Annotated in this window: 18 protein-coding genes; 10 read left to right on the top strand and 8 right to left on the bottom strand. The window is 63.7% G+C overall.

What is annotated here, in order from left to right:
* Positions 1 to 12: 12 nt before the first annotated feature.
* Positions 13 to 1,053 carry an isopenicillin N synthase family oxygenase gene (locus AB5Y50_RS19985; RefSeq protein WP_039041093.1) on the bottom strand — a complete coding sequence of 347 codons (1,041 nt, stop codon included), beginning with the start codon at positions 1,051 to 1,053 and terminating at the stop codon, positions 13 to 15.
* A 309-nt stretch (positions 1,054 to 1,362) separates the two neighbouring features.
* On the opposite strand from AB5Y50_RS19985, the gene AB5Y50_RS19990 reads away from it, so the two are divergent.
* Both AB5Y50_RS19990 and AB5Y50_RS19995 read left to right on the top strand, forming a co-directional pair.
* Positions 1,363 to 2,133 carry a DUF3530 family protein gene (locus AB5Y50_RS19990; RefSeq protein ID WP_039041094.1) on the top strand — a complete coding sequence of 257 codons (771 nt, stop codon included), beginning with the start codon at positions 1,363 to 1,365 and terminating at the stop codon, positions 2,131 to 2,133.
* 121 nt (positions 2,134 to 2,254) lie between these two features.
* Complete coding sequence (locus AB5Y50_RS19995) at positions 2,255 to 3,211, top strand: D-2-hydroxyacid dehydrogenase (protein ID WP_039041095.1); 957 nt, start codon at positions 2,255 to 2,257, stop codon at positions 3,209 to 3,211.
* Positions 3,212 to 3,298: 87 nt separating this feature from the next.
* Here the strand turns inward: AB5Y50_RS19995 and AB5Y50_RS20000 are convergent, their stop codons facing one another.
* Together AB5Y50_RS20000 and AB5Y50_RS20005 are read right to left on the bottom strand one after the other, a co-directional pair.
* Complete coding sequence (locus AB5Y50_RS20000; RefSeq protein ID WP_368163229.1) at positions 3,299 to 3,772, bottom strand: hypothetical protein; 474 nt, start codon at positions 3,770 to 3,772, stop codon at positions 3,299 to 3,301.
* A 241-nt stretch (positions 3,773 to 4,013) separates the two neighbouring features.
* Positions 4,014 to 5,558, bottom strand: coding sequence for a sensor domain-containing diguanylate cyclase (locus AB5Y50_RS20005; protein WP_180911439.1), 1,545 nt, complete (start codon positions 5,556 to 5,558; stop codon positions 4,014 to 4,016).
* Positions 5,559 to 5,848: 290 nt separating this feature from the next.
* Between AB5Y50_RS20005 and AB5Y50_RS20010 the strand changes: the two genes are divergently transcribed.
* Entirely contained in the window at positions 5,849 to 6,451 is a 603-nt protein-coding gene (locus AB5Y50_RS20010; RefSeq protein ID WP_180911438.1) for a nitroreductase family protein, read from the top strand.
* 107 nt (positions 6,452 to 6,558) lie between these two features.
* Positions 6,559 to 8,019, top strand: coding sequence for a GGDEF domain-containing protein (locus tag AB5Y50_RS20015; RefSeq protein ID WP_235687588.1), 1,461 nt, complete (start codon positions 6,559 to 6,561; stop codon positions 8,017 to 8,019).
* A gap of 21 nt (positions 8,020 to 8,040) precedes the next feature.
* On the opposite strand, the gene AB5Y50_RS20020 is transcribed toward AB5Y50_RS20015, so the two are convergent.
* Both AB5Y50_RS20020 and AB5Y50_RS20025 read right to left on the bottom strand, forming a co-directional pair.
* Positions 8,041 to 8,712: an HAD-IA family hydrolase gene (locus AB5Y50_RS20020; protein WP_171864892.1), complete on the bottom strand. Its 672-nt coding sequence runs from the start codon at positions 8,710 to 8,712 to the stop codon at positions 8,041 to 8,043.
* Positions 8,709 to 8,933 (bottom strand): hypothetical protein, encoded by a 225-nt coding sequence (locus AB5Y50_RS20025; protein ID WP_010673776.1) that lies wholly within the window; start codon positions 8,931 to 8,933, stop codon positions 8,709 to 8,711. Before AB5Y50_RS20025 ends, AB5Y50_RS20020 begins: the two co-directional genes overlap by 4 nt.
* A 114-nt stretch (positions 8,934 to 9,047) precedes the next feature.
* Here AB5Y50_RS20025 and AB5Y50_RS20030 point away from each other — a divergent pair, with 114 nt between their 5' ends.
* Positions 9,048 to 9,935 (top strand): LysR family transcriptional regulator, encoded by an 888-nt coding sequence (locus AB5Y50_RS20030; RefSeq protein WP_124244812.1) that lies wholly within the window; start codon positions 9,048 to 9,050, stop codon positions 9,933 to 9,935.
* Between the two features lie 45 nt (positions 9,936 to 9,980).
* On the opposite strand, the gene AB5Y50_RS20035 is transcribed toward AB5Y50_RS20030, so the two are convergent.
* From AB5Y50_RS20035 to AB5Y50_RS20045, 3 genes are all read right to left on the bottom strand, one after another.
* On the bottom strand, positions 9,981 to 10,616 hold the full coding sequence (locus tag AB5Y50_RS20035) for a cold shock domain-containing protein (protein ID WP_180911437.1): 636 nt from the start codon (positions 10,614 to 10,616) through the stop codon (positions 9,981 to 9,983).
* Positions 10,617 to 10,719: 103 nt separating this feature from the next.
* Positions 10,720 to 11,286 (bottom strand): cysteine hydrolase family protein, encoded by a 567-nt coding sequence (locus tag AB5Y50_RS20040; protein WP_180911436.1) that lies wholly within the window; start codon positions 11,284 to 11,286, stop codon positions 10,720 to 10,722.
* A 140-nt stretch (positions 11,287 to 11,426) separates the two neighbouring features.
* Positions 11,427 to 12,590, bottom strand: coding sequence for an FAD-dependent monooxygenase (locus AB5Y50_RS20045; protein ID WP_180911435.1), 1,164 nt, complete (start codon positions 12,588 to 12,590; stop codon positions 11,427 to 11,429).
* Positions 12,591 to 12,814: 224 nt separating this feature from the next.
* On the opposite strand from AB5Y50_RS20045, the gene miaB reads away from it, so the two are divergent.
* From miaB to lnt, 5 genes are all read left to right on the top strand, one after another.
* On the top strand, positions 12,815 to 14,248 hold the full coding sequence (gene miaB / locus AB5Y50_RS20050) for a tRNA (N6-isopentenyl adenosine(37)-C2)-methylthiotransferase MiaB (RefSeq protein ID WP_010673772.1): 1,434 nt from the start codon (positions 12,815 to 12,817) through the stop codon (positions 14,246 to 14,248).
* 50 nt (positions 14,249 to 14,298) lie between these two features.
* Complete coding sequence (locus AB5Y50_RS20055; protein WP_180911434.1) at positions 14,299 to 15,357, top strand: PhoH family protein; 1,059 nt, start codon at positions 14,299 to 14,301, stop codon at positions 15,355 to 15,357.
* A complete protein-coding gene (gene ybeY / locus AB5Y50_RS20060) occupies positions 15,354 to 15,818 on the top strand; it encodes an rRNA maturation RNase YbeY (RefSeq protein ID WP_180911433.1) in 465 nt (154 codons plus the stop codon). Before AB5Y50_RS20055 ends, ybeY begins: the two co-directional genes overlap by 4 nt.
* 95 nt (positions 15,819 to 15,913) lie before the next feature.
* Positions 15,914 to 16,795, top strand: coding sequence for a CNNM family magnesium/cobalt transport protein CorC (gene corC / locus AB5Y50_RS20065; RefSeq protein ID WP_010673769.1), 882 nt, complete (start codon positions 15,914 to 15,916; stop codon positions 16,793 to 16,795).
* Between the two features lie 180 nt (positions 16,796 to 16,975).
* A complete protein-coding gene (gene lnt / locus AB5Y50_RS20070) occupies positions 16,976 to 18,505 on the top strand; it encodes an apolipoprotein N-acyltransferase (RefSeq protein WP_180911432.1) in 1,530 nt (509 codons plus the stop codon).
* Positions 18,506 to 18,533 lie beyond the last annotated feature (28 nt).

Consider the following 18,533-nt stretch of genomic DNA (forward strand, 5'->3'; position numbering starts at 1 on the left):
CTTGCCATGCAATCAATGGGTGGTTTCGCCGACCGCCAGCGCCCGGGGCGCCGGCAACAGATCGGCATGGTGGCGCAATGCCACATCAGGGTGGGAACGCAGCCGCCCCTTGAGGTAGTTCCAGCCCACCTCCCGCAGCAGCGGATTGTGCGGGTCGGTGGCAGGCCCCCTGGCTTCACGGGCCAGAGCCTCGGGCAGCGGATAGACGGGCACCACGGCGTCGAGCTGGGCCCCCAGGAAGAAGGCGATGGAGAGACGCTCCTGCCCCGGCGCCGACGGCACCACCCGGTGCACGGTCGCCCGCAGGTAGCCGTTGCTGGCGAGCTCCAGCAGCTCACCGATGTTGACCACGAAGGTGCCGGGGAGCGGGAGCGCGTCGATCCAGTGATCCGGCGCCACCTCCACCTGCAGGCCGGGCTGGTCATCCTGCAGCAGGAAGCTCAGGAAGCCCGAATCCTTGTGGGGACCGACCCCCTGGGTGGCGCCCCGCTCACCGGGATAGCGGATCAGCTTGATATGTTCGTTGGGACGCTCTCCGTGCAGGGCATCGAAGGCATCTGGCGACAGTGCGAGCGCCTCGGCAAAAGCCCCGAGCAGGGTACGGGACATGCGGGTCATCTGCCCACGCCAGCGCGTCAGCACGGGTTGCAGTGTCGGCAGCGCCTCCGGCCACTGATTCGGCCCCTGCAACCGCCACCAGGGCGGGTCGCCCGCCGCGCGCGGCAAGGCAGGGCGATCGGCACCGATATCAAACTGCTCTCGCCAGTCGGGTTGACCCCGGGTCAGCTCCGCCCCCGGTCGGTTGTAGCCACGAAAATGGGGAGAGTGGATCATGGCGACCTGCTGCTTGGCCGCCAGAGGCAGCGCAAAGAAGGCCCGCGACAGCTGCTGTACCTCCTGTTGCAGCTCGGGATCGATGCCGTGGCCGGTCAGGTAGAAAAATCCCGTCTCTCTCGCGGCATCGCGCAACGATGCCAGAAAATCGGCCCGAGCGTCGGGCGAGGCATCCAGCTGCCTCAGGTCGAGGATGGGCAAGTGAACCAAGGTGCTCATGGCGATAACGCTCCCTGTCGATGGAAAGTGAGGGTGAATCTCTCGTTCTGACGAGACAGGGGGAAGAATTCTCCGCCTGCGGCCAGTGACGACATGCCCCGGCCCCCTGTCTGCCTGCCCTTACTGAACCATGTATGGGTCACAGGATGGAACAATCAAAACCGGGAATGCTTTGCCATTTGGAACAATCCTGGCCCCGTGTCCGGCCCGCCGGTCAGACCCTCTTCGCCACCGCCGATGCCGATGTGCCCCCTTGCCCTAAAGAAACCCCCGGCGAGGCCGCTATGAGGGAGTGCTGGAGGATCCCCCATGACATTTCGCCCCTATCTGCTGCTGACCCTGCTTGCTTTTGCCGCCCACGGCGCCGGGCAGGCACCGTCAGGCGCCGCCCCGGATCCAGCCCCCCTGGTTCCCCCCGACTACTGGCAGAGCAGCGACTGGCAGGGAATACCCGACAGCACCAGGGTGGACAAGCAACAGGTACTGTTTGCCAAGCACGACAGCGACAACTACGTGGGTCTGGTCATCCTGCTGCCCGACTGGCAGCGCAGCGGCCAGCTGTGGCAACTGACCCGGGAGCTGGGGCGCCTCGGTTTCGATACCCTGCTGCTGCTCCCCTCGCCGCAGCAGACCGAGCTCGACCCCGCCGCCGAGAAGAAACAGCAGGTCATCGACGATTTTCGCAAGCAGTTTGCCTCCCGCATCAGCAAGCTGGGGGATGCCAAGCTGCAGGAGGGGGGCTTCAAGCTGCTGCTGGCCCAGGGTACCAGCGCCGCCTGGGCCGCCAACCTCATCGCCAGCGAACAGTTGCCCGCCCCCGATGCCTTGGTGCTGCTCGACGGCTTTTTCCCCAACCAGCTGAGCAACCAGACCCTCGCCAAGCAGATAGCCCAGGGCAGCATCCCTACCCTGGATCTCTATCAGGAGGAGGGAGGACGCTGGCCCCTGCTGGCGGCCGAAGCCCGCAGAAGCGAGAGCCGCCGCAGCCACAAGCTCAACTACCGCCCCTATGCCCTGATGGATCTGGAGGAGACGCCGGGGCGCATCCAGGGCTGGCTGACGCACCTGGGCTGGATCTGAGTCCCTCCAAGGCACAGCCACCCGCCTTTTGCCTTCCCCATCGGACTTGGCCCGATGCCACCGCGCTGGTCAGCCGCCCTCCATGTTTGGCATCATGTCCGAACCAATGGCAGGAGGCTTCATGCAGCAAATCGTGTTTCTCGACAGCGACACCCTGGACACCGGCATCAATCTGCGCCGCCCCGATTTTCCCCATCACTGGCAAAGCTACCCGACCACGGCGCCGGATCAGGTGGTGGAGCGGCTCAAGTGCGCCAGCATCGCCATCATCAACAAGGTGCGCATCGGGGCCGATGAACTGGCCCAGCTTCCCGAACTGCGCCTGATCGCCCTGGCCGCCACCGGCAGCGACAACCTGGATCTGGAGGCGTGCCGCGCCGCCAATGTCGCCGTGTGCAATATCCGCAACTACTCGGGCCCTTCCGTCCCCGAGCACGCCATGGCCCTGATGCTCGCCCTGTCGCGCAACCTGTTCGCCTGGCGCCAGTCCCTGCTGGAGGGGCGCTGGCAACAAAGCGGCCAGTTCTGCTTCTTCGACCACCCCATCACGGATCTGCATGGCAAGCGCCTCGGGATCATCGGCAAGGGAACCCTGGGACAGGCACTGGGACAGCGGGCCAGCGCCATCGGGATGGAGGTTTACTATGCCCAGAGCCAGGTCGGCTCCCCGGGGGATGACGACAGGCTGCCCCTGGATGCCCTGCTGCAAAGTTCGGATGTGATCAGCCTGCACTGCCCGCTCACCCCCTACACCCGCCATCTCATCGGGGAGCGGGAGCTGGCCCTGATGAAACCGGGCGCCCTGCTCATCAACGTGGGCCGTGGCGGCCTGGTGGACGAGCAGGCGCTACTCGAAGCCCTCGGCAACGGCCGTCTGGGCGGCGCCGGTTTCGATGTGGCGAGTGTCGAGCCGCCGCCTCCGGATCACCCCCTGATGCAGGCTCTGCGTTACCCCAATTTCATCCTGACTCCCCACGTGGCCTGGGCCAGCGAAGAGTCGATGCAGCGCCTCGCGGATCAGCTCATCGACAACATCAACGCCTTCTCCCTTGGCAGGCGCCAGCACCGGCTGGTGTAAGAGGCCGCTCGCCGCCCCTTACGGGCCGGCAGCGGGATCAAAAAAAGGGGCCAAAGGCCCCTTTTTGTCGATCAGCTTGCCGCGGCATCAGTCGTCATGCCATCTGTGCTTGCGGTGCTTTTTGTGTTTCTTGTGGTGCTTGTGATAGCGCCTGTCATCGTAATAGCGATCGCCGCGGCTCTCGTGACCATCCCCGGTCCTGGCTCCGATGGCGGAGCCACCGGCACCACCGATACCGGCGCCGATCAGCTGGCCCGAACTGCCACCGACGCTCTTGCCGATGGCTGCCCCGCCCAGGGCACTGACGGCGCCGCCGAGCGCAGCTTCGTTCTTGTTGCCCCTATTGGCCGTGGCCGCACCACCGGCCGCGCCCCCCAGGGCAGCCCCCACCAGGGCGCCGGTGTCGCCACCCAGCTCCTTGCCGATCATGGTGCCCGCCACCCCGCCGGCTCCGCCGCCGAGAATGGTATTGAGGGTCTCGGATGCCTGCACCTGTCCTGTGCCCAACAGCAACGCCCCCAGCAGCGCCAGTGCGCTCATGCCAAACGGTTTCATTTTCATGGGGTACTCCTGTCAAACCTGATGATTGATTATTTTTCCCTGCACTATACAAAGCCCCCTGACCTGCGCCACTGCCGCAAGGGGCACCTCACGGCCAGCCCTCCCTGTCTCCGGTTCGCGACACGATACAAGAAAGCAGGCTAACCACCTGAAACCACATCAAAAAAAAAGGTCACACGAGAAATCATCCCCGTCATGACCCTTTTTTAGGCCCAAAGGCCCTTTTTTGCAGCAATCACTGTCAGACAGATACTGTCACAACCTCCCCGTCAACGGGCGACGACGCCGCCAGATGCCAGCAATCCCGCCCCTGGTGCTTGCTCTCGTACAGGCAGGCATCCGCCCGCTCGAGCAGCGTCAGGGCATCATCCGGATAGCGTGCTCCGCCGGCGCTCAGGGTGATGGCGTCGGCGAACTCCCGCCATTTCAGGGCTTTCACCCGACCGAGCAGGTGGGTCAGGCGGCATTCCACCTCCGCCTGCTCCCAGGGCAGCAAGGCCGCAAATTCATCGCCCCCGATGCGGTAGACCTGCTCATCCCCCAGGGTTCTCGCCATGATGGTGGCCACCCGAAACAGCACCGCATCCCCCACACCGTGTCCCCAGCTGTCGTTGACGCGCTTGAAGTTGTCCACATCGAACAGCACCAGCCAGTAGGGCCTCCCCGCCTGCTCCAGCCCGGCCCGCTGCTGATCGAAGGCTCGCCGGTTCAGGATGCCGGTGAGAGGGTCGTGGAGCAGGGCATCCTGCCCTTGCAGCAGGCTGTTTCGCACCTGTTCTATCTCCCCCAGGCTGCCGTGCACGAACCAGGTTCGCTGACGCCGCTGGATCTCCTTTCGCGCCTCATCCTGGATGAGGCCGCTGAGCGAGCCCTGCACCAGCACCTGCTCCTGACGAAAGATCCGCATCAGAAACCACAGGCTGCACAGCCAGATGCAGAGCAATGCCAGGGCGGGCAGCACCACCATCAGCAGGGTGTCTTGCAGGTTTTCATGAAAATGGGAGGGGGGGAGATAGACGTTGAGATCCCACTCCATCCCCTCCAGAGCGTGTTGCAGGTGGCGACCTGCCCAGAACCCGTCCAGGCCGACCGCCTGCGTCTCCCGCTCGAGACGGGGCGGCAACAGCGACAAATTGTGCCCCACCACCAGCTTGCCGCCCTTGCGCTCGGTGATGTAGAGGGCCACCGGATCCTCACCCACTGCCCGGTGCAACGCCCCCTGCAAGGCGCTGAACGACATGTCCACCATCAGCAGCCCAAGCAGTTGCCCCTCATCATCCTTGACCCGCTTGATGAGAGTCAGTACCTGCCGGGCCGAATCGAACTCCGGGTAGGGACCGAACCAGACGAGATCATCGCCCTCGCCGGACAGGGTCTGGTACCAGGGCCGCGCCTGTGCCCGGTAGCCCTCCGGTTGCTGCCAGTCGGGATAGCCGTCGAGCCGATGGGTGCGCGCGTTGTAGAAATAGAGGAAGTGGGCGTCGTACTTGAACTGATGGGCAATGGCCCAGATGGGATTGATGGCCGATGCCCCGGCAGCGATGGCCTGCTTGTCCAGGGACGCCTCCAGTACGCCAAGCTGGCGGCGGTTGTCCTGCGCCATGTCCTGGAGCAGGGTGGCGTCGAGGGCGGCCAGCATGTGACCGTAACCCGCCACCGTCTTGTCGATGCTGCTCAGGTAGCTGGCTGCCGCCAGCAACAGGGTGGCGATCAGCACCAGCCCTCCCAGGAGAAACGACAGCGGAGTCAGTATGTAATAGCGTTCCTTGATTAGCGCCGCCGTCATGTCACTCTCTATAAAATGTCATATTGGATGAATTTTATAGATTAAAAATCTGCAAAAGATATTGATTGAAGTCATTAACATCCACTGCTAATGACAAAAAAGATATCAAGGTGTCTCACGGCCATATTCACATCCGTCATGTGAATATCCATAAAAAGTAGAAACTGTCATTACTCGTCGTTGACGGTTTATTGCCCGCAAGGTGCTATAGTCGATGACTCGAGAAATCGGAGCCAGATGACCTTTGTCGGCAACGCTGGCGGTGATGATTCATCAACCAAGGAGATGTTATGAGCAGTCCGTTTATCGAACAGATCAAAGCACGTCGTACCATCTATGCCCTGGGCAACCGGGTGACCCACTCCGAGGCCCAGCTGACCGCCCTCATCAAGGATGCCGTCAAGCACAGCCCCTCTTCGTTCAACTCCCAGAGTTCCCGCGCCGTCATCCTGTTCGGCGAGCAGCACCACAAGCTGTGGGACATCGTCAAGGCGGAGCTCAAGAAGATAGTGCCGCCGGAGGCCTATCCCCAGAGTGAAGCCAAGATCAACGGCAGCTTCCGCGCCGGGGCTGGCACCGTGCTCTTCTTCGAAGACACCGCCGTCATCGAGGATCTTAAGCAGAAATTCGCTCTCTATGCCGACAACTTCCCCATCTGGTCCGAACATGCCACCGGGATCGCCCAGTTCGCGGTCTGGACCACCCTGGCCCAGGAGGGCATCGGTGCCTCCCTGCAACACTACAACCCGCTCATCGACGATGCGGTGCGCAAGGAGTGGGACCTGCCCGCCAGCTGGCTGCTTCGTGCCCAGATGCCTTTTGGCAGCATAGAGCAACCTGCCGGCGACAAGACCTTCATCGACGACGACGTGCGTTTCCGGGTCTTCAAGTAAGCCTTCACGCCCCCTCCACCAGGGGGCGTTTTCTTCTCTCCCCCTCGTTCACCCTTGTCACGTGCCAGCCATACTCTGAACAAACGCTCTCTTGTCAGGAGGTCCCCATGGGGGACATCGCACGCCAACGTACCTCATGCACATTGACGCCCTTGTCCGCTCTGTTGTGTGTCACCGCCCTGGTACTGCTGTTCTCGCTGATCGGCATCTTCACCCGCCCCCCCAACCTGCTGGCGGCCTTCTGGCCTGCCAATGCGGTCCTGCTCGGCTGCATGGTGCGCTATCCACGCCTGGCCACCCCGGCGGGCTGGGCCGGCGGCATACTGGGCTTTTTTCTCGCCGCCCTCTTCACCGGCGAGCCCCTGTTCAAAACCATCCTGCTGACCTGCGGCAACCTGGCCGGCATCGGCATCGGGTATCTGCTGATGCATCGGCTCGCGCCTGCCGACAAGCTCCTCAGGCGCCCCACCTCCCTCGTGCTCCTGCTGCGAAACACCCTGGCCGCCTCCCTCGCCGCCGGCGTGGTCGGCGCCATCATCAATCCCATCCTGTCTCTGGGCCCCCCGCTCTACGGGCTGGGCTTCTGGTTTGCCAGCGAGCTGGTGAACTACATGACCATACTGCCGGTGCTCCTGACACTGCCTCCCCATGACAGCGTGCCCCCCTGGCGCACCCTCCTTTACCGCACCGAGTTCTCCTGGGCCAGATTGATGCCGCTGCTGAGCCTGGTGGCCTCCCTGCTGCTCACCCTGCTCGTCGAGGGGCCGGGATCCATCGCCTTCCCGGTACCGGCGCTGCTCTGGTGCGCCGTCACCTACTCCGTCTTCGCCACCAGCCTGCTGACCCTGAGTTACAGCACCCTGATCCTGATCGCCCTCTCAAACGGCCACCTCGTCATCAATCACGATGTCCAGACCCAGTACTGGATGTTCTCCGTCCGGATAGGGGTCATGTTGATCGCTCTCACCCCCCTGACCGCCGCCAGCATCATGGCGGCCCGCAACAGCCTGCTGCGGGAGATGAAACACCTGGCCCACCACGATCACCTGACCGGTGCGCTGAACCGGGCCGGCTTCTGGTCGGCCGCCAATGAACTGCTCCAGCACCTCACGGTGCAGCGCTACCCTGTGGCGATCTGCATGCTGGACATCGATCATTTCAAACGCATCAATGATCGTCACGGCCACGAAGAGGGTGACAACCAGTTGAGCAGCTTCGCGGCCCGGGTGCGCGACCAGCTTCGACCGGGGGATCTCTTTTGTCGCCTGGGGGGAGAGGAGTTCGTGGCCATCTGGCCCGGCCTCAGCGAGGAGCAGGCCATGGCGGTAGCCGAGCGGCTGCGAAAAATCGTCGCGCAGCCAGGGGAAGAAAAGGGAGCCGAGCCCGCCGTCTGCATCACGGTCAGCATCGGTATCGCCTCCCAGAAAGAGGGCCCCTTCAATCTGGACGAGCTGCTCTCTCGCGCCGATCAGGCGCTCTATCTGGCCAAGCACAATGGCCGCAACCGGGTGGAACGCTATTCGGCCGAGCAGGCTTCCCCCAGCATCGGGCAATCTTGCGGCGCCTGAATGGCGTGCCCCTTGTCGTCATCATCCGGCCTCTGCCGGCTGCGGGGCGGGCAGATGAAGATGGAGCCCGTCCGATGCCACCTCGATCTCGATCCCGCGCCAGTCCCGCAGCCAGCCCTTGAGCCTGTCGTCATACCGCCTTGTTCCCCCCATCTGCACCACCTGGCAACCCGCCTGCAGGGCGCTGGCGATGCCCGCTGGCGCATCCTCGAACACCAGGCAATCGGCCGGAGCCAGTCCCAACCGGCTGGCAGCCAGCAAATAAGGCTCGGGATCCGGCTTGCCCCGTACCACATCCCCGGCGCACACCAGGAGACGGGGCAGCGGCAATCCGGCGTGCAGCAGCCGGTGCTCTGCCACCCTCCGGCTTGCGGAAGTCACCAGCGCCCAGCGCGTCGGCGGCAGCTGTTCGAGCAGTCGGCGGGCACCGTCCAGGGGCATCGGCGCCGCAGCGTATTCCATCTCCAGATCGTCGAGCAGGGCCACCTCCACCGCCATGTCCAACTGGGGAGCCAGGGCCCCTATCACCTCCCGTGAGCGCACGCCGTGGCACATGGCGAGCACGGGAGCGGGATCCAGCCCATGGTGCTGACACCAGCGCCGCCACACGACTTCCACGTCGCCGGTGGAGTGGACCAGGGTCCCGTCCATGTCCAGCAGCAGGGCCGCGGCCCTCACGCGCACCGCGCTCACAGGGCTCTCCCCGCCAGCGCATCGGCGAAGACCTGCCGCTGGGCAGCGGCCTCGTAACAGGCGAGCGCCTGCTCCGCATTGCTGGCCCACACCGGCAAGGGGGCGACGACGAACCCCTGCTGCAACAGACTGGTCAGCAGCTCCCCGGTCTCCGGTGCGGCCAGCGGCTGAGCCATAACCAGGCTCCCCTTGATCAAAAACAGATAGCGTTCGCTCGACATGACATGACTCCTTGTGGCTGAACAGCGGGCAAGCAGGCCCGTTTCGAGACCATTAGAACAAGGAGGTTAGATAATTTATAATCAATAAATCGCCACATTGGATAACCAAATGGAATGAGATTCGACCTGAGACAATTGCAGGCCTTCGTCATGCTGGCCGAGAGTGCCAACTACCGGGAAGCAGCCAGCCGGCTTTTTGTGACGCAACCGGCCCTGACCAAGCAGATCCAGGGGCTGGAGCAGGCCCTCGGCAGCACCCTGTTCAACCGGGGCCGCCACGGGGCCGAGCTGACCGCCATCGGCCTCCAGTTGCTGCCCCAGGCCAGGGCTCTGGTGGATCACGGCAAGGGATTCGAGCGGCATGCCCTGGCGCTGGCAAGCGGTGCCGCCGGACGCCTCAACATCGGGTTCGGGCTCTCCAGCTTCGCACTGGCCCCCTCCCTGGTGGCCCGTTTCAAACAGCAGGCCCCCGACGTGCTGGTCCACCTGCGGGACACCACCTCCGCCATCCAGCAGGAGCACTTGCTGGCGGGTCGGCTGCAACTGGGCTTCATGCGACGGCCTGATGCGCCGCAGCTGAGGGAACACAGGTTGCTGACGGACAGACTGGTGCTGGCCGTCCCCACCCAAGTGGCAGGGCCGGACTTCGACCTGGAGCGGGCGCTGATCCGCGATCCCTTGCTGCAGATGGTGGGCCATCGCTGCCCGGGCCTCAGCCAGCAGATCGCCCGCTTCCTCGGCGCCAACCGGCTGACCGGTCTCATCCAGGAGGCGGAAGACATCCAGACCCTGGTCGCCCTGGTGGCCGCCGGTATCGGCAACGCCATCCTGCCGCGCAGCGTAGGGTTCATCGCGGGCAAGGAGGTGACCCTCTACCCCCTCTCCGGCCCCTGGTCGGAATGGGAAATCAGCCTGGTGTGGAACCCGGAATTTGCCGATCCCATCCGGGATCGCTTTCTGGCCCTGGTCAGGGCGGCATATCCGCAGAGCCACGGCCTCTGAGAGGAGCGCAGCCCGAACCGGAATCCTGAAGTACATAACGGCTGGCTAATGGCCACACCACTGCCGCTCGCAGGGGATGCCGTCTCCTTCCCCATCCATCTTGGTATTGGGGCAATTTTGCAAAAACCAGGTCGCCTCCTCGCAGGAAGTCATCTGGGAGCAATGCTGACGGCCATCGCACTGACGAACAAAAGTCGGAACCTGAACCGTACTGTTCGAAATACTGTCCTCCTGGCTAAAAGAGGGAAAGGATGGAAGTGAGGCAAACTCGGCCGAGAAGCGGGAATAGAGGGAGAACAACCCCGCCAGCACCAATAGGGGGATTAACTTGCCACCCCAGCTCCCCTTGCGACGAGGAGCATGATACGCCCGGGTTCTATATGTGGTGGCGTGTGGTGCCCGAGGGCTCAAATCCTCCCTGCTCCCACGATCCGGCATGGATGGCATAGGTCCGCCAGCCAGCGAGAGCGGGCGGTCGGGAAAGAACACTTGTACGGCACAAGGCTTGCCATCCTTGCTGCTCCCGATCAGATAGGAAACCTTTTCCCCCACCTCCGGCGGCCTGCCATCGAATTGCAGGGTGGTGATGTGAACAAAAAGATCGGCACCGCCCTGCTCCTGCTTGATGAACCCGAAACCGCGTTGTGAATTCCAGCTCGCGATCCTGCCCTGATAACGCATGTCCTCATCCTTGTGGCCAGTACGGTTCCACTCATGTTGCCCGAAATTGGTTCGGTTTCAACAGAGCATTGGCATGAAAAATGAGTGGATTAGATACGAGTGGTCAGAGCAGCTCCGCGACCTTGATGATCTCGGCAATGCGACCGAGCATGCGCAGGGAAGCCTGGTGTTCTGCGGCATCCGCCGCCGCACAGGCATCCTCCAGGATGGTGATGGCGTAGTCCCGATCGTGACCATCTCGCACTGCCCCCTGAATGGCCCAGCTGGTACTCACGCCGCACACATAGAGATGCTCGATGCGATTGGCCCGTAGCGCAGGCTCCAGCGCCGTGCCGTAGAAGGGGCTGACTCTGGGTTTGGTCAGCACCAGATCCCCGGGTTGCACATCGAGCTCCGGGTGAAAGTCGGTGCCGCTGTCCGCCAGGGAGAGGGCCCCGAACTGCCGGGCACGGCCAAACATGGGGGAGCCCTTGGGTTGCAGCAGATAGCCCTCGTCAAACCCCACCTTGATGAGCACCACCAGCCAGCCGTGAGCGCGGGCATGAGCCAGCGCTTGGTTGGCGTGCGCAATGGCGCCCTGCTCGATCACCTGGGCCGCCGAGGCGGCGATGCGCCCGTCCGGGTGGGCGATGTCGTTGATGAAATCGATCACCAGCAATGCCTTGTTCATGGTGTACTCCCCCCTTGCCTGAGGCCGTTTTGCCCCTGCGCCGCCAGGATCACTCCTCGCGGCCATATAAAAAACCGGCTGGCACCATCACACGGATTGATATGCCACCCGATTGGCACCTGGCAGTGCCACGCACTGCCTCATACCAGCCCAAGCGCATAGCGTAGCGCCATCTCTTTGAGGGGGCCCGCCTTGTCCGCCAGATTCAGCGCCAGGTTGCGGGCAAGCCTGAGGGGGCCTATCTCGTTGCTGAAGACCCCGTAGAAGAGATCCATCCCCGACTGCATCAGCAGGTTGTCAGGGCGGCGTCGCCCCTCGTAACGCCTGGCCAGCGCCAGCTCATGCCACTGTGCCCCCGCCTTGCCGAGCAACCCGGCCCAGCAGGCCACGTCCTTGAAACCGAGGTTGACCCCCTGCCCCGCCAGCGGGTTGATGGTGTGGGCCGCATCCCCGAGCAGCACCACTCGCCCGGCGTGATAGTCGTTGGCGTGGCGGCGCACCAGGGGGAAGCTCCCCTTGGCCGTCACGGTGAAACCGCCAAGGCGGCTCGGGAAGTGGCGGCGCACCTCGACGGCCAGGGCCTCGTTGCTCATGGCGGCCAGCGCCCGGATGCGGGCCGGGCTGTCATACCAGACCAGGGAGCCATGGCGGCCCGGCAGCGGCAGGAAGGCGCGCGGGCCGCTCGGGGTGAACTGCTGCCAGGTGATGTCTTCCTGGGCAAAATCGGTGTCGATGTTGATCAGCATGCAGTGCTGGCGGTACTCGAAACGCGACACCCCGATGCCGGCCAGTCGCCGGGTGTGGGATTCGGCACCATCGCAGGCCAGCACCCAGCGCGCCTGCAGCTCGGTGCCGTCATCCAGGGTCAGCACGGCGTCATCCGCACTCTGGCGCAGACTCGTCACCGCCGCCGGGGTATGGGTCTGGATGGTCGGGAAATCCTCCATCCTTTTCAGCAGGGCGAGCTGGATCAGCCGGTTCTCGATGATGTAGCCGAGCTGGGGCAGCCCGAGATCCACCGCGTCGAAGCGGGTAGCGAAGCCGTCCAGCTCCCAGGTCTCCAGCCGGCGATAGGGGCACAGCCGCATCTGCTGCAGATATTGCCAGGCACCGGCCCGGGTCAGCAGCGCCACCGAGGCCTGACTGATGGCGGAAACCCGCAGATCCAGCGGCTGCTCGGGGGCATAGGGCTCGGGCAACCGGGTCTCGATGACCCGCACCGAGAGCCCCTCTGCCGCCAGCAGGCAGGCGGTGGCGGCACCCACCATGCCGGCGCCGACGATGGCAATATCACACTGTTCCATAACTTGATTCCTGCAAGGAGTCCCCGCGATAAGGGGCAAGGGCCGAACCGAATGGGGCATGATAACGCAAGGAGGCGGCAGAAACAGTGAGGGGGATGCGCAATTGCCGACGACAAGCCGGCCCTGATGGCGACGGGCGGCCCCAGACTGGTCAGCACCGGGATTGCGGAGTAAAATGGCCGGTCCTTTGACCCTGCCGATTTCAAAACCAGTCACGAGAAGCAATGAGCAAGAAACTTCATATCAAGACCTGGGGCTGCCAGATGAACGAGTACGACTCGTCCAAGATGGCGGACCTGCTGGATGCCAGCAATGGCTACACGCTTACCGAGGAGCCGGAAGAGGCAGATGTGCTGCTGCTCAACACCTGTTCCATCCGCGAGAAGGCCCAGGAGAAGGTGTTCCACCAGCTCGGTCGATGGAAGAAGCTCAAGGCGAAAAAACCGGGGCTGGTGATCGGGGTGGGCGGCTGCGTCGCCTCCCAGGAAGGGGAGAACCTGCGCAGCCGGGCGCCCTATGTGGACATCGTCTTCGGACCCCAGACCCTGCACCGCCTGCCGACCATGATCAAGCAGGTGCAGGAGGGGCGCGGTGCCCAGGTGGACATCGCCTTCCCCGAAATCGAGAAGTTCGACAACCTGCCCGAACCCCGTGCCGAGGGGGCGACCGCCTTCGTTTCCATCATGGAAGGCTGCTCCAAGTACTGCTCCTTCTGCGTGGTGCCCTACACCCGTGGCGAGGAGGTGAGCCGACCGCTGGATGACGTGCTCTATGAAATCGCCCAGCTCGCCCAGCAAGGGGTGCGCGAAGTGAACCTGCTCGGCCAGAACGTCAACGCCTACCGGGGGCCGACCTTCGACGGGGAGGTCTGCACCTTCGCCGAACTGCTGCGCCTGGTGGCTGCCATCGACGGCATCGACCGCATTCGCTACACCACCAGCCACCCGGTCGAGTTCACCGACGACATCATCGAGGTCTATCGTGATACCCCCGAGGTGGTCAGCTTCCTGCACTTGCCCATCCAGAGCGGCTCGGATCGCATCCTGACCATGATGAAGCGCCCGCACACCGTGCTGGAGTACAAGTCCAAGATCCGCCGCCTGCGCGCCGTGCGTCCCGACATCACCATGAGCTCCGACTTCATCGTCGGCTTCCCGAACGAGACGGACGAAGACTTCGAGGCCACCATGAAACTCATCGAGGAGATCAACTTCGACATGAGCTTCAGCTTCATCTACAGCCCGCGCCCCGGCACCCCGGCCGCAGACCTGCCCGATGACGTCGACATGGAAGTGAAGAAGGCCCGCCTGACTCGACTGCAAAACCGCATCAATCACCAGTCCATGCTCATCGGCCGCGCCATGCTGGGCTCGGTGCAGCGCATCCTGGTGGAGGGACCCTCCAAGATGGATCCCATGCAGCTCAGTGGCCGCACCGAGAACAACCGGGTGGTCAACTTCGAGGGGCCGCACCGCCTCATCGGCGGCTTCGCCGACGTGGAGATCACCGACGTACGCCCCTACTCCCTGCGCGGCCGCTTCATCCGCGGCGAGGACGAAATGAACCTGCGCATCGCCACGGCTCCGAGCGAGATCCTCGCCCGTCGTCCTGACAACGTGCCCGATGATCTGGGCGTTGCGGCCTTCAGACCCCATTGATGACTCTCTCCCCCGCCCCCTGGCGGGGGAACAACCGATAAGAGGACACCTTGAGCCGACACATCTCCACCCTGAATCTGCACCTTGAACCCGCCGACAACCAGCGCCTCGCCAGCCTGTGCGGACCCTTTGACGACAACCTCAAGCAGCTGGAGCGCCGTCTCGGCATCGAGATAAGCTACCGGGACAACCACTTCCAAGTGATCGGCAAGCAGGCCCAGGTGGAGGCGGCTGCCGTCATCCTCAAGCACCTCTATGTGGAAACCCAGCCCCTCAAGGGGAGCAAGGTGAGCGACATCACCCCCGAGATGGTGCACCTGGCGGTGCAGGAGTCCCGCGTGCTGGAGCAGGACGACGAACCCGCCCCTTCCCTGCCCTACGGCAAGGAGGTCACGGTCAAGACCAAGCGCGGTCTCATCAAGCCCCGCAGCCCGAACCAGGCCCAGTACATCGCCAATATCGTGCGCCACGACATCAGCTTCGGCATCGGCCCCGCCGGGACCGGCAAGACCTATCTCGCCGTGGCCGCCGCCGTGGATGCCCTGGAGCGCCAGGAGATCCGCCGCATCCTGCTGACCCGCCCGGCGGTGGAAGCCGGTGAGAAGCTCGGCTTCCTGCCCGGCGATCTTTCCCAGAAGGTGGACCCCTACCTGCGCCCCCTCTACGACGCCCTGTTCGAGATGCTGGGCTTCGAGCGGGTGGAGAAGCTGATGGAGCGCAACATCATCGAGGTGGCGCCGCTCGCCTACATGCGTGGCCGCACCCTGAACGACGCCTTCATCATCCTGGACGAGGCCCAGAACACCACCACGGAACAGATGAAGATGTTCCTGACCCGCATCGGCTTCAACTCCAAGGCGGTGGTGACCGGCGACATCACCCAGGTGGACTTGCCTCGCAGCACCAAATCCGGTCTGCGCCACGCCCTGGAGGTGTTGCAAGGGGTCGATGGCCTCTCCTTCAACTTCTTCGAGTCCAAGGACGTAGTGCGCCATCCCGTGGTGGCCCGCATCGTGCAGGCCTACGAGGCATTCGATGCCCAGCAGGCGGCCGAGAAGAGCGCATCCAATACCCGCAGCGAGAACACCAGCAAAGAGAGTGCCCAATGAGCGTGACCCTGGATCTGCAACTGGCCTGCGCCAGCCCCGACGGCCTGCCGACCGAGGCCCAGCTGCAAGGCTGGCTCGATGGCACCATCCTGGGGTTCCAGGAGGAGGCCGAGGTGACGGTGCGTCTGGTGGACGAGGCGGAGAGCCGCGAGCTCAACCACACCTATCGCGGCAAGGACAAGCCCACCAACGTGCTCTCCTTCCCCTTCGAGGCGCCACCGGGTCTCGAGCTGCCCCTGCTCGGGGATCTGGTGATCTGCCGCCAGGTGGTCGAGGCCGAAGCCGTCGAACAGGGCAAGCCCCTGATGGCCCACTGGGCTCACATGGTTGTGCATGGCAGTCTGCATCTGCTAGGTTATGACCATATCGAGGACGAGGAAGCCGAGGAGATGGAGCAGCTCGAGCGCGACATCATGCAGGAACTGGGCTTCGCCGATCCTTATCTGAACGACGAAGAGTAACGAACCGGATGGTCATCGTCTTGAAACAGCCGATGCCCATCCTCATATAGCCACAACGATTTCAAGTGTGTTCATACGAGTAACCAAGAGAGAAAATGACCGACGATCACCCTAGTACCGGCTCGCCGAAGAAAACCTGGCTCGACAAACTCAGCCAACTCTTCCAGGGCGAGCCAAAAGACCGCAACGATCTGGTAGAGGTCATCGCCGATGCCGAAGAGCGGGACCTCATCGATCAGGACACCAAGGACATGATCGAGGGCGTGCTCGAAATTGCCGAGCTGCGCGTGCGTGACATCATGATCCCCCGCTCCCAGATGGTGACCATCGAGAAGTCCCAGCCGGTGGACGAGTTCCTGCCGGTCATCATCGAATCCGGCCACTCCCGCTTCCCGGTGATCAACGAAGACAAGGATCACGTGGAGGGCATCTTGCTCGCCAAGGATCTGCTGCCGTTCGGTTTTGGCGGCCAGCATGCCAGCGAACCGCTCCAGCTGGAGAAGATCCTGCGTCCCACGGTGATCGTGCCGGAGAGCAAGCGGGTCGATCGCCTGCTCAAGGAGTTCCGGGAAGAGCGCTACCACATGGCCATCGTAGTGGACGAATTTGGCGGTGTCTCTGGCCTCGTGACCATCGAGGACATTCTGGAGCTCATCGTCGGCGAGATTGACGACGAGTTCGACGACATCGAGGACGAGCCGGAAGAGATCCGCCGCATCAGCAAGCGGGTCTTCTCGGTGAGCGCGCTGACAGAGATCGAGGACTTCAACGACTTCTTCGGCACCCAGTTCAGCGATGAAGAGGTGGACACCGTCGGCGGTCTGGTGATGCACGCCTTCAGCCACCTGCCCAAGAAGGGTGAAGAGATCGAACTCGACGGCTACCTGTTCAAGGTGATGCACGCCGATCGCCGTCGCCTGCAACAGTTGCAGGTGAAGATCCCCGAGCATCATGCGGCGGCGCAGCCGGAGTCCTGATCCCGCCCAGCACCACGCACATCCCGCGCCCCTCTCGTCAGGGGCGCTTTTTTTGCCTCCCTCCCGCCGCGCTACCGCCACTTGGCCCACGCCGACCGCGAGGCTCGCCGTTGACCCGGTTTGCGGTTAAGATGTCGGCCATTGTGTTTCCATTCAGTCCAATTCGAGCCCCGATCCCCCGTGAAATCGAAACTCCTGACCAGCCTGTTTGCCATTGCCAGCGGCGCCATCGCCGTGCTGGCCTTCTCCCCTTTCGGCTACTGGCCCCTGGTGATCCCCTCCCTGCTCGGCCTTTACGCCCTGCTGGACAAGGCCACCCCCAAACAGGCAGCCTGGCGCGGCTTCGGCTACGCCATGGGTCTGTTCCTGCCCGGGCAGTGGTGGATCCACGTCAGCATGACGGAGTTTGGCGGCATTCCGCTGCCAGCCGCCTTCGTGCTGCTGGCCGGGCTCTGCGCCTATCTCTCCCTCTATCCGACCCTGGCCTGCTGGCTCTTCGCCCGCTTCTTTGCCGGCCGCCACTGGAGCCGCTGGCTGCTCGCCTTCCCGGCGCTCTGGCTGATGGCCGACTGGCTGCGGGGCTGGGTGATGACCGGCTACCCCTGGCTCTGGTTCGGCTACACCCAGATAGACGGCCCCCTCAAGGGCTTCGCTCCCCTTCTCGGGGTGCAGGGCATCACCCTCGCCCTGCTGCTCACCGCCTCCGCCCTCTGGCTGGTATGGCAGCACCGCAAGCCGGCCTGGCTGCTGCTCCCCGTCGCCCTGGTGGGCGCCGCCCAGGGGCTGATGCAGCTCAACTGGGTGACCCGGGGTGAGCCGGTCAAGGTCGCGCTGGTGCAGGGCAACATCGAGCAGTCCCTCAAGTGGGATCCGGAGGCCCTGGTGCCGACCGTGCGCAAGTATCAGGATCTCAGCCGCGAGAACCAGGATGCCGACATCATCGTCTGGCCGGAGTCCGCCATCCCGGCCATCGAGAAGGAGATGGGTACCTATCTGGAGAGCCTGGACAAGGCGATGAAGGTGAACGACACCGGCCTGCTGGCGGGGATCATCCATTACGATCTGAAACAGCAGCGCTTCTTCAATACCGTGCTCGGCATGGGGGTACAGGATGCTGAGGGCAAGGAGTCCTACTACTACGAGCACAAGAACCGCTACTACAAGTACCACCTGCTGCCCATCGGCGAGTTCGTGCCCTTTGAAGATCTGCTGCGTCCCATCGCCCCCTTCTTCAACCTGCCCATGTCCTCCTTCAGCCGGGGTGACGAGGTGCAGCCGAACCTGATCGCCAAGGGGCTCAAGTTTGCCGCCGCCATCTGTTACGAGATCATCTTCCCGGACGAGGTGCGCCGCAACGTGCAGCCGGATACCGATTTTCTGCTGACCGTCTCCAACGACGCCTGGTTCGGCACCAGCATCGGCCCCTGGCAACACATGGAGATCGCCCGCATGCGTGCCCTCGAGCTGGCCCGCCCGCTGCTGCGCGACACCAACACCGGCATCACCATCGTCACCGAGATAGACGGCAGCATCATCGCCCAGATCCCGCAGTTCGAGGCTGGAGTATTGCGTGCCGAGGTACGCCCCGCCCACGGCATGACCCCCTATCTGCGTTTTGGCAGCTGGCCAATGTATGGCCTGGCCGCCGCCCTGCTGGGGCTGGCCCTGTGGCTGCGCCCCCGCGCCCACCCCTGGGCGCGCAAGGGCTAAGACCACACAACCCCGATAAACAAAAGAG

This window comes from Aeromonas sp. s6, from assembly GCF_040907815.1.
Taxonomy (GTDB): domain Bacteria; phylum Pseudomonadota; class Gammaproteobacteria; order Enterobacterales; family Aeromonadaceae; genus Aeromonas; species Aeromonas caviae.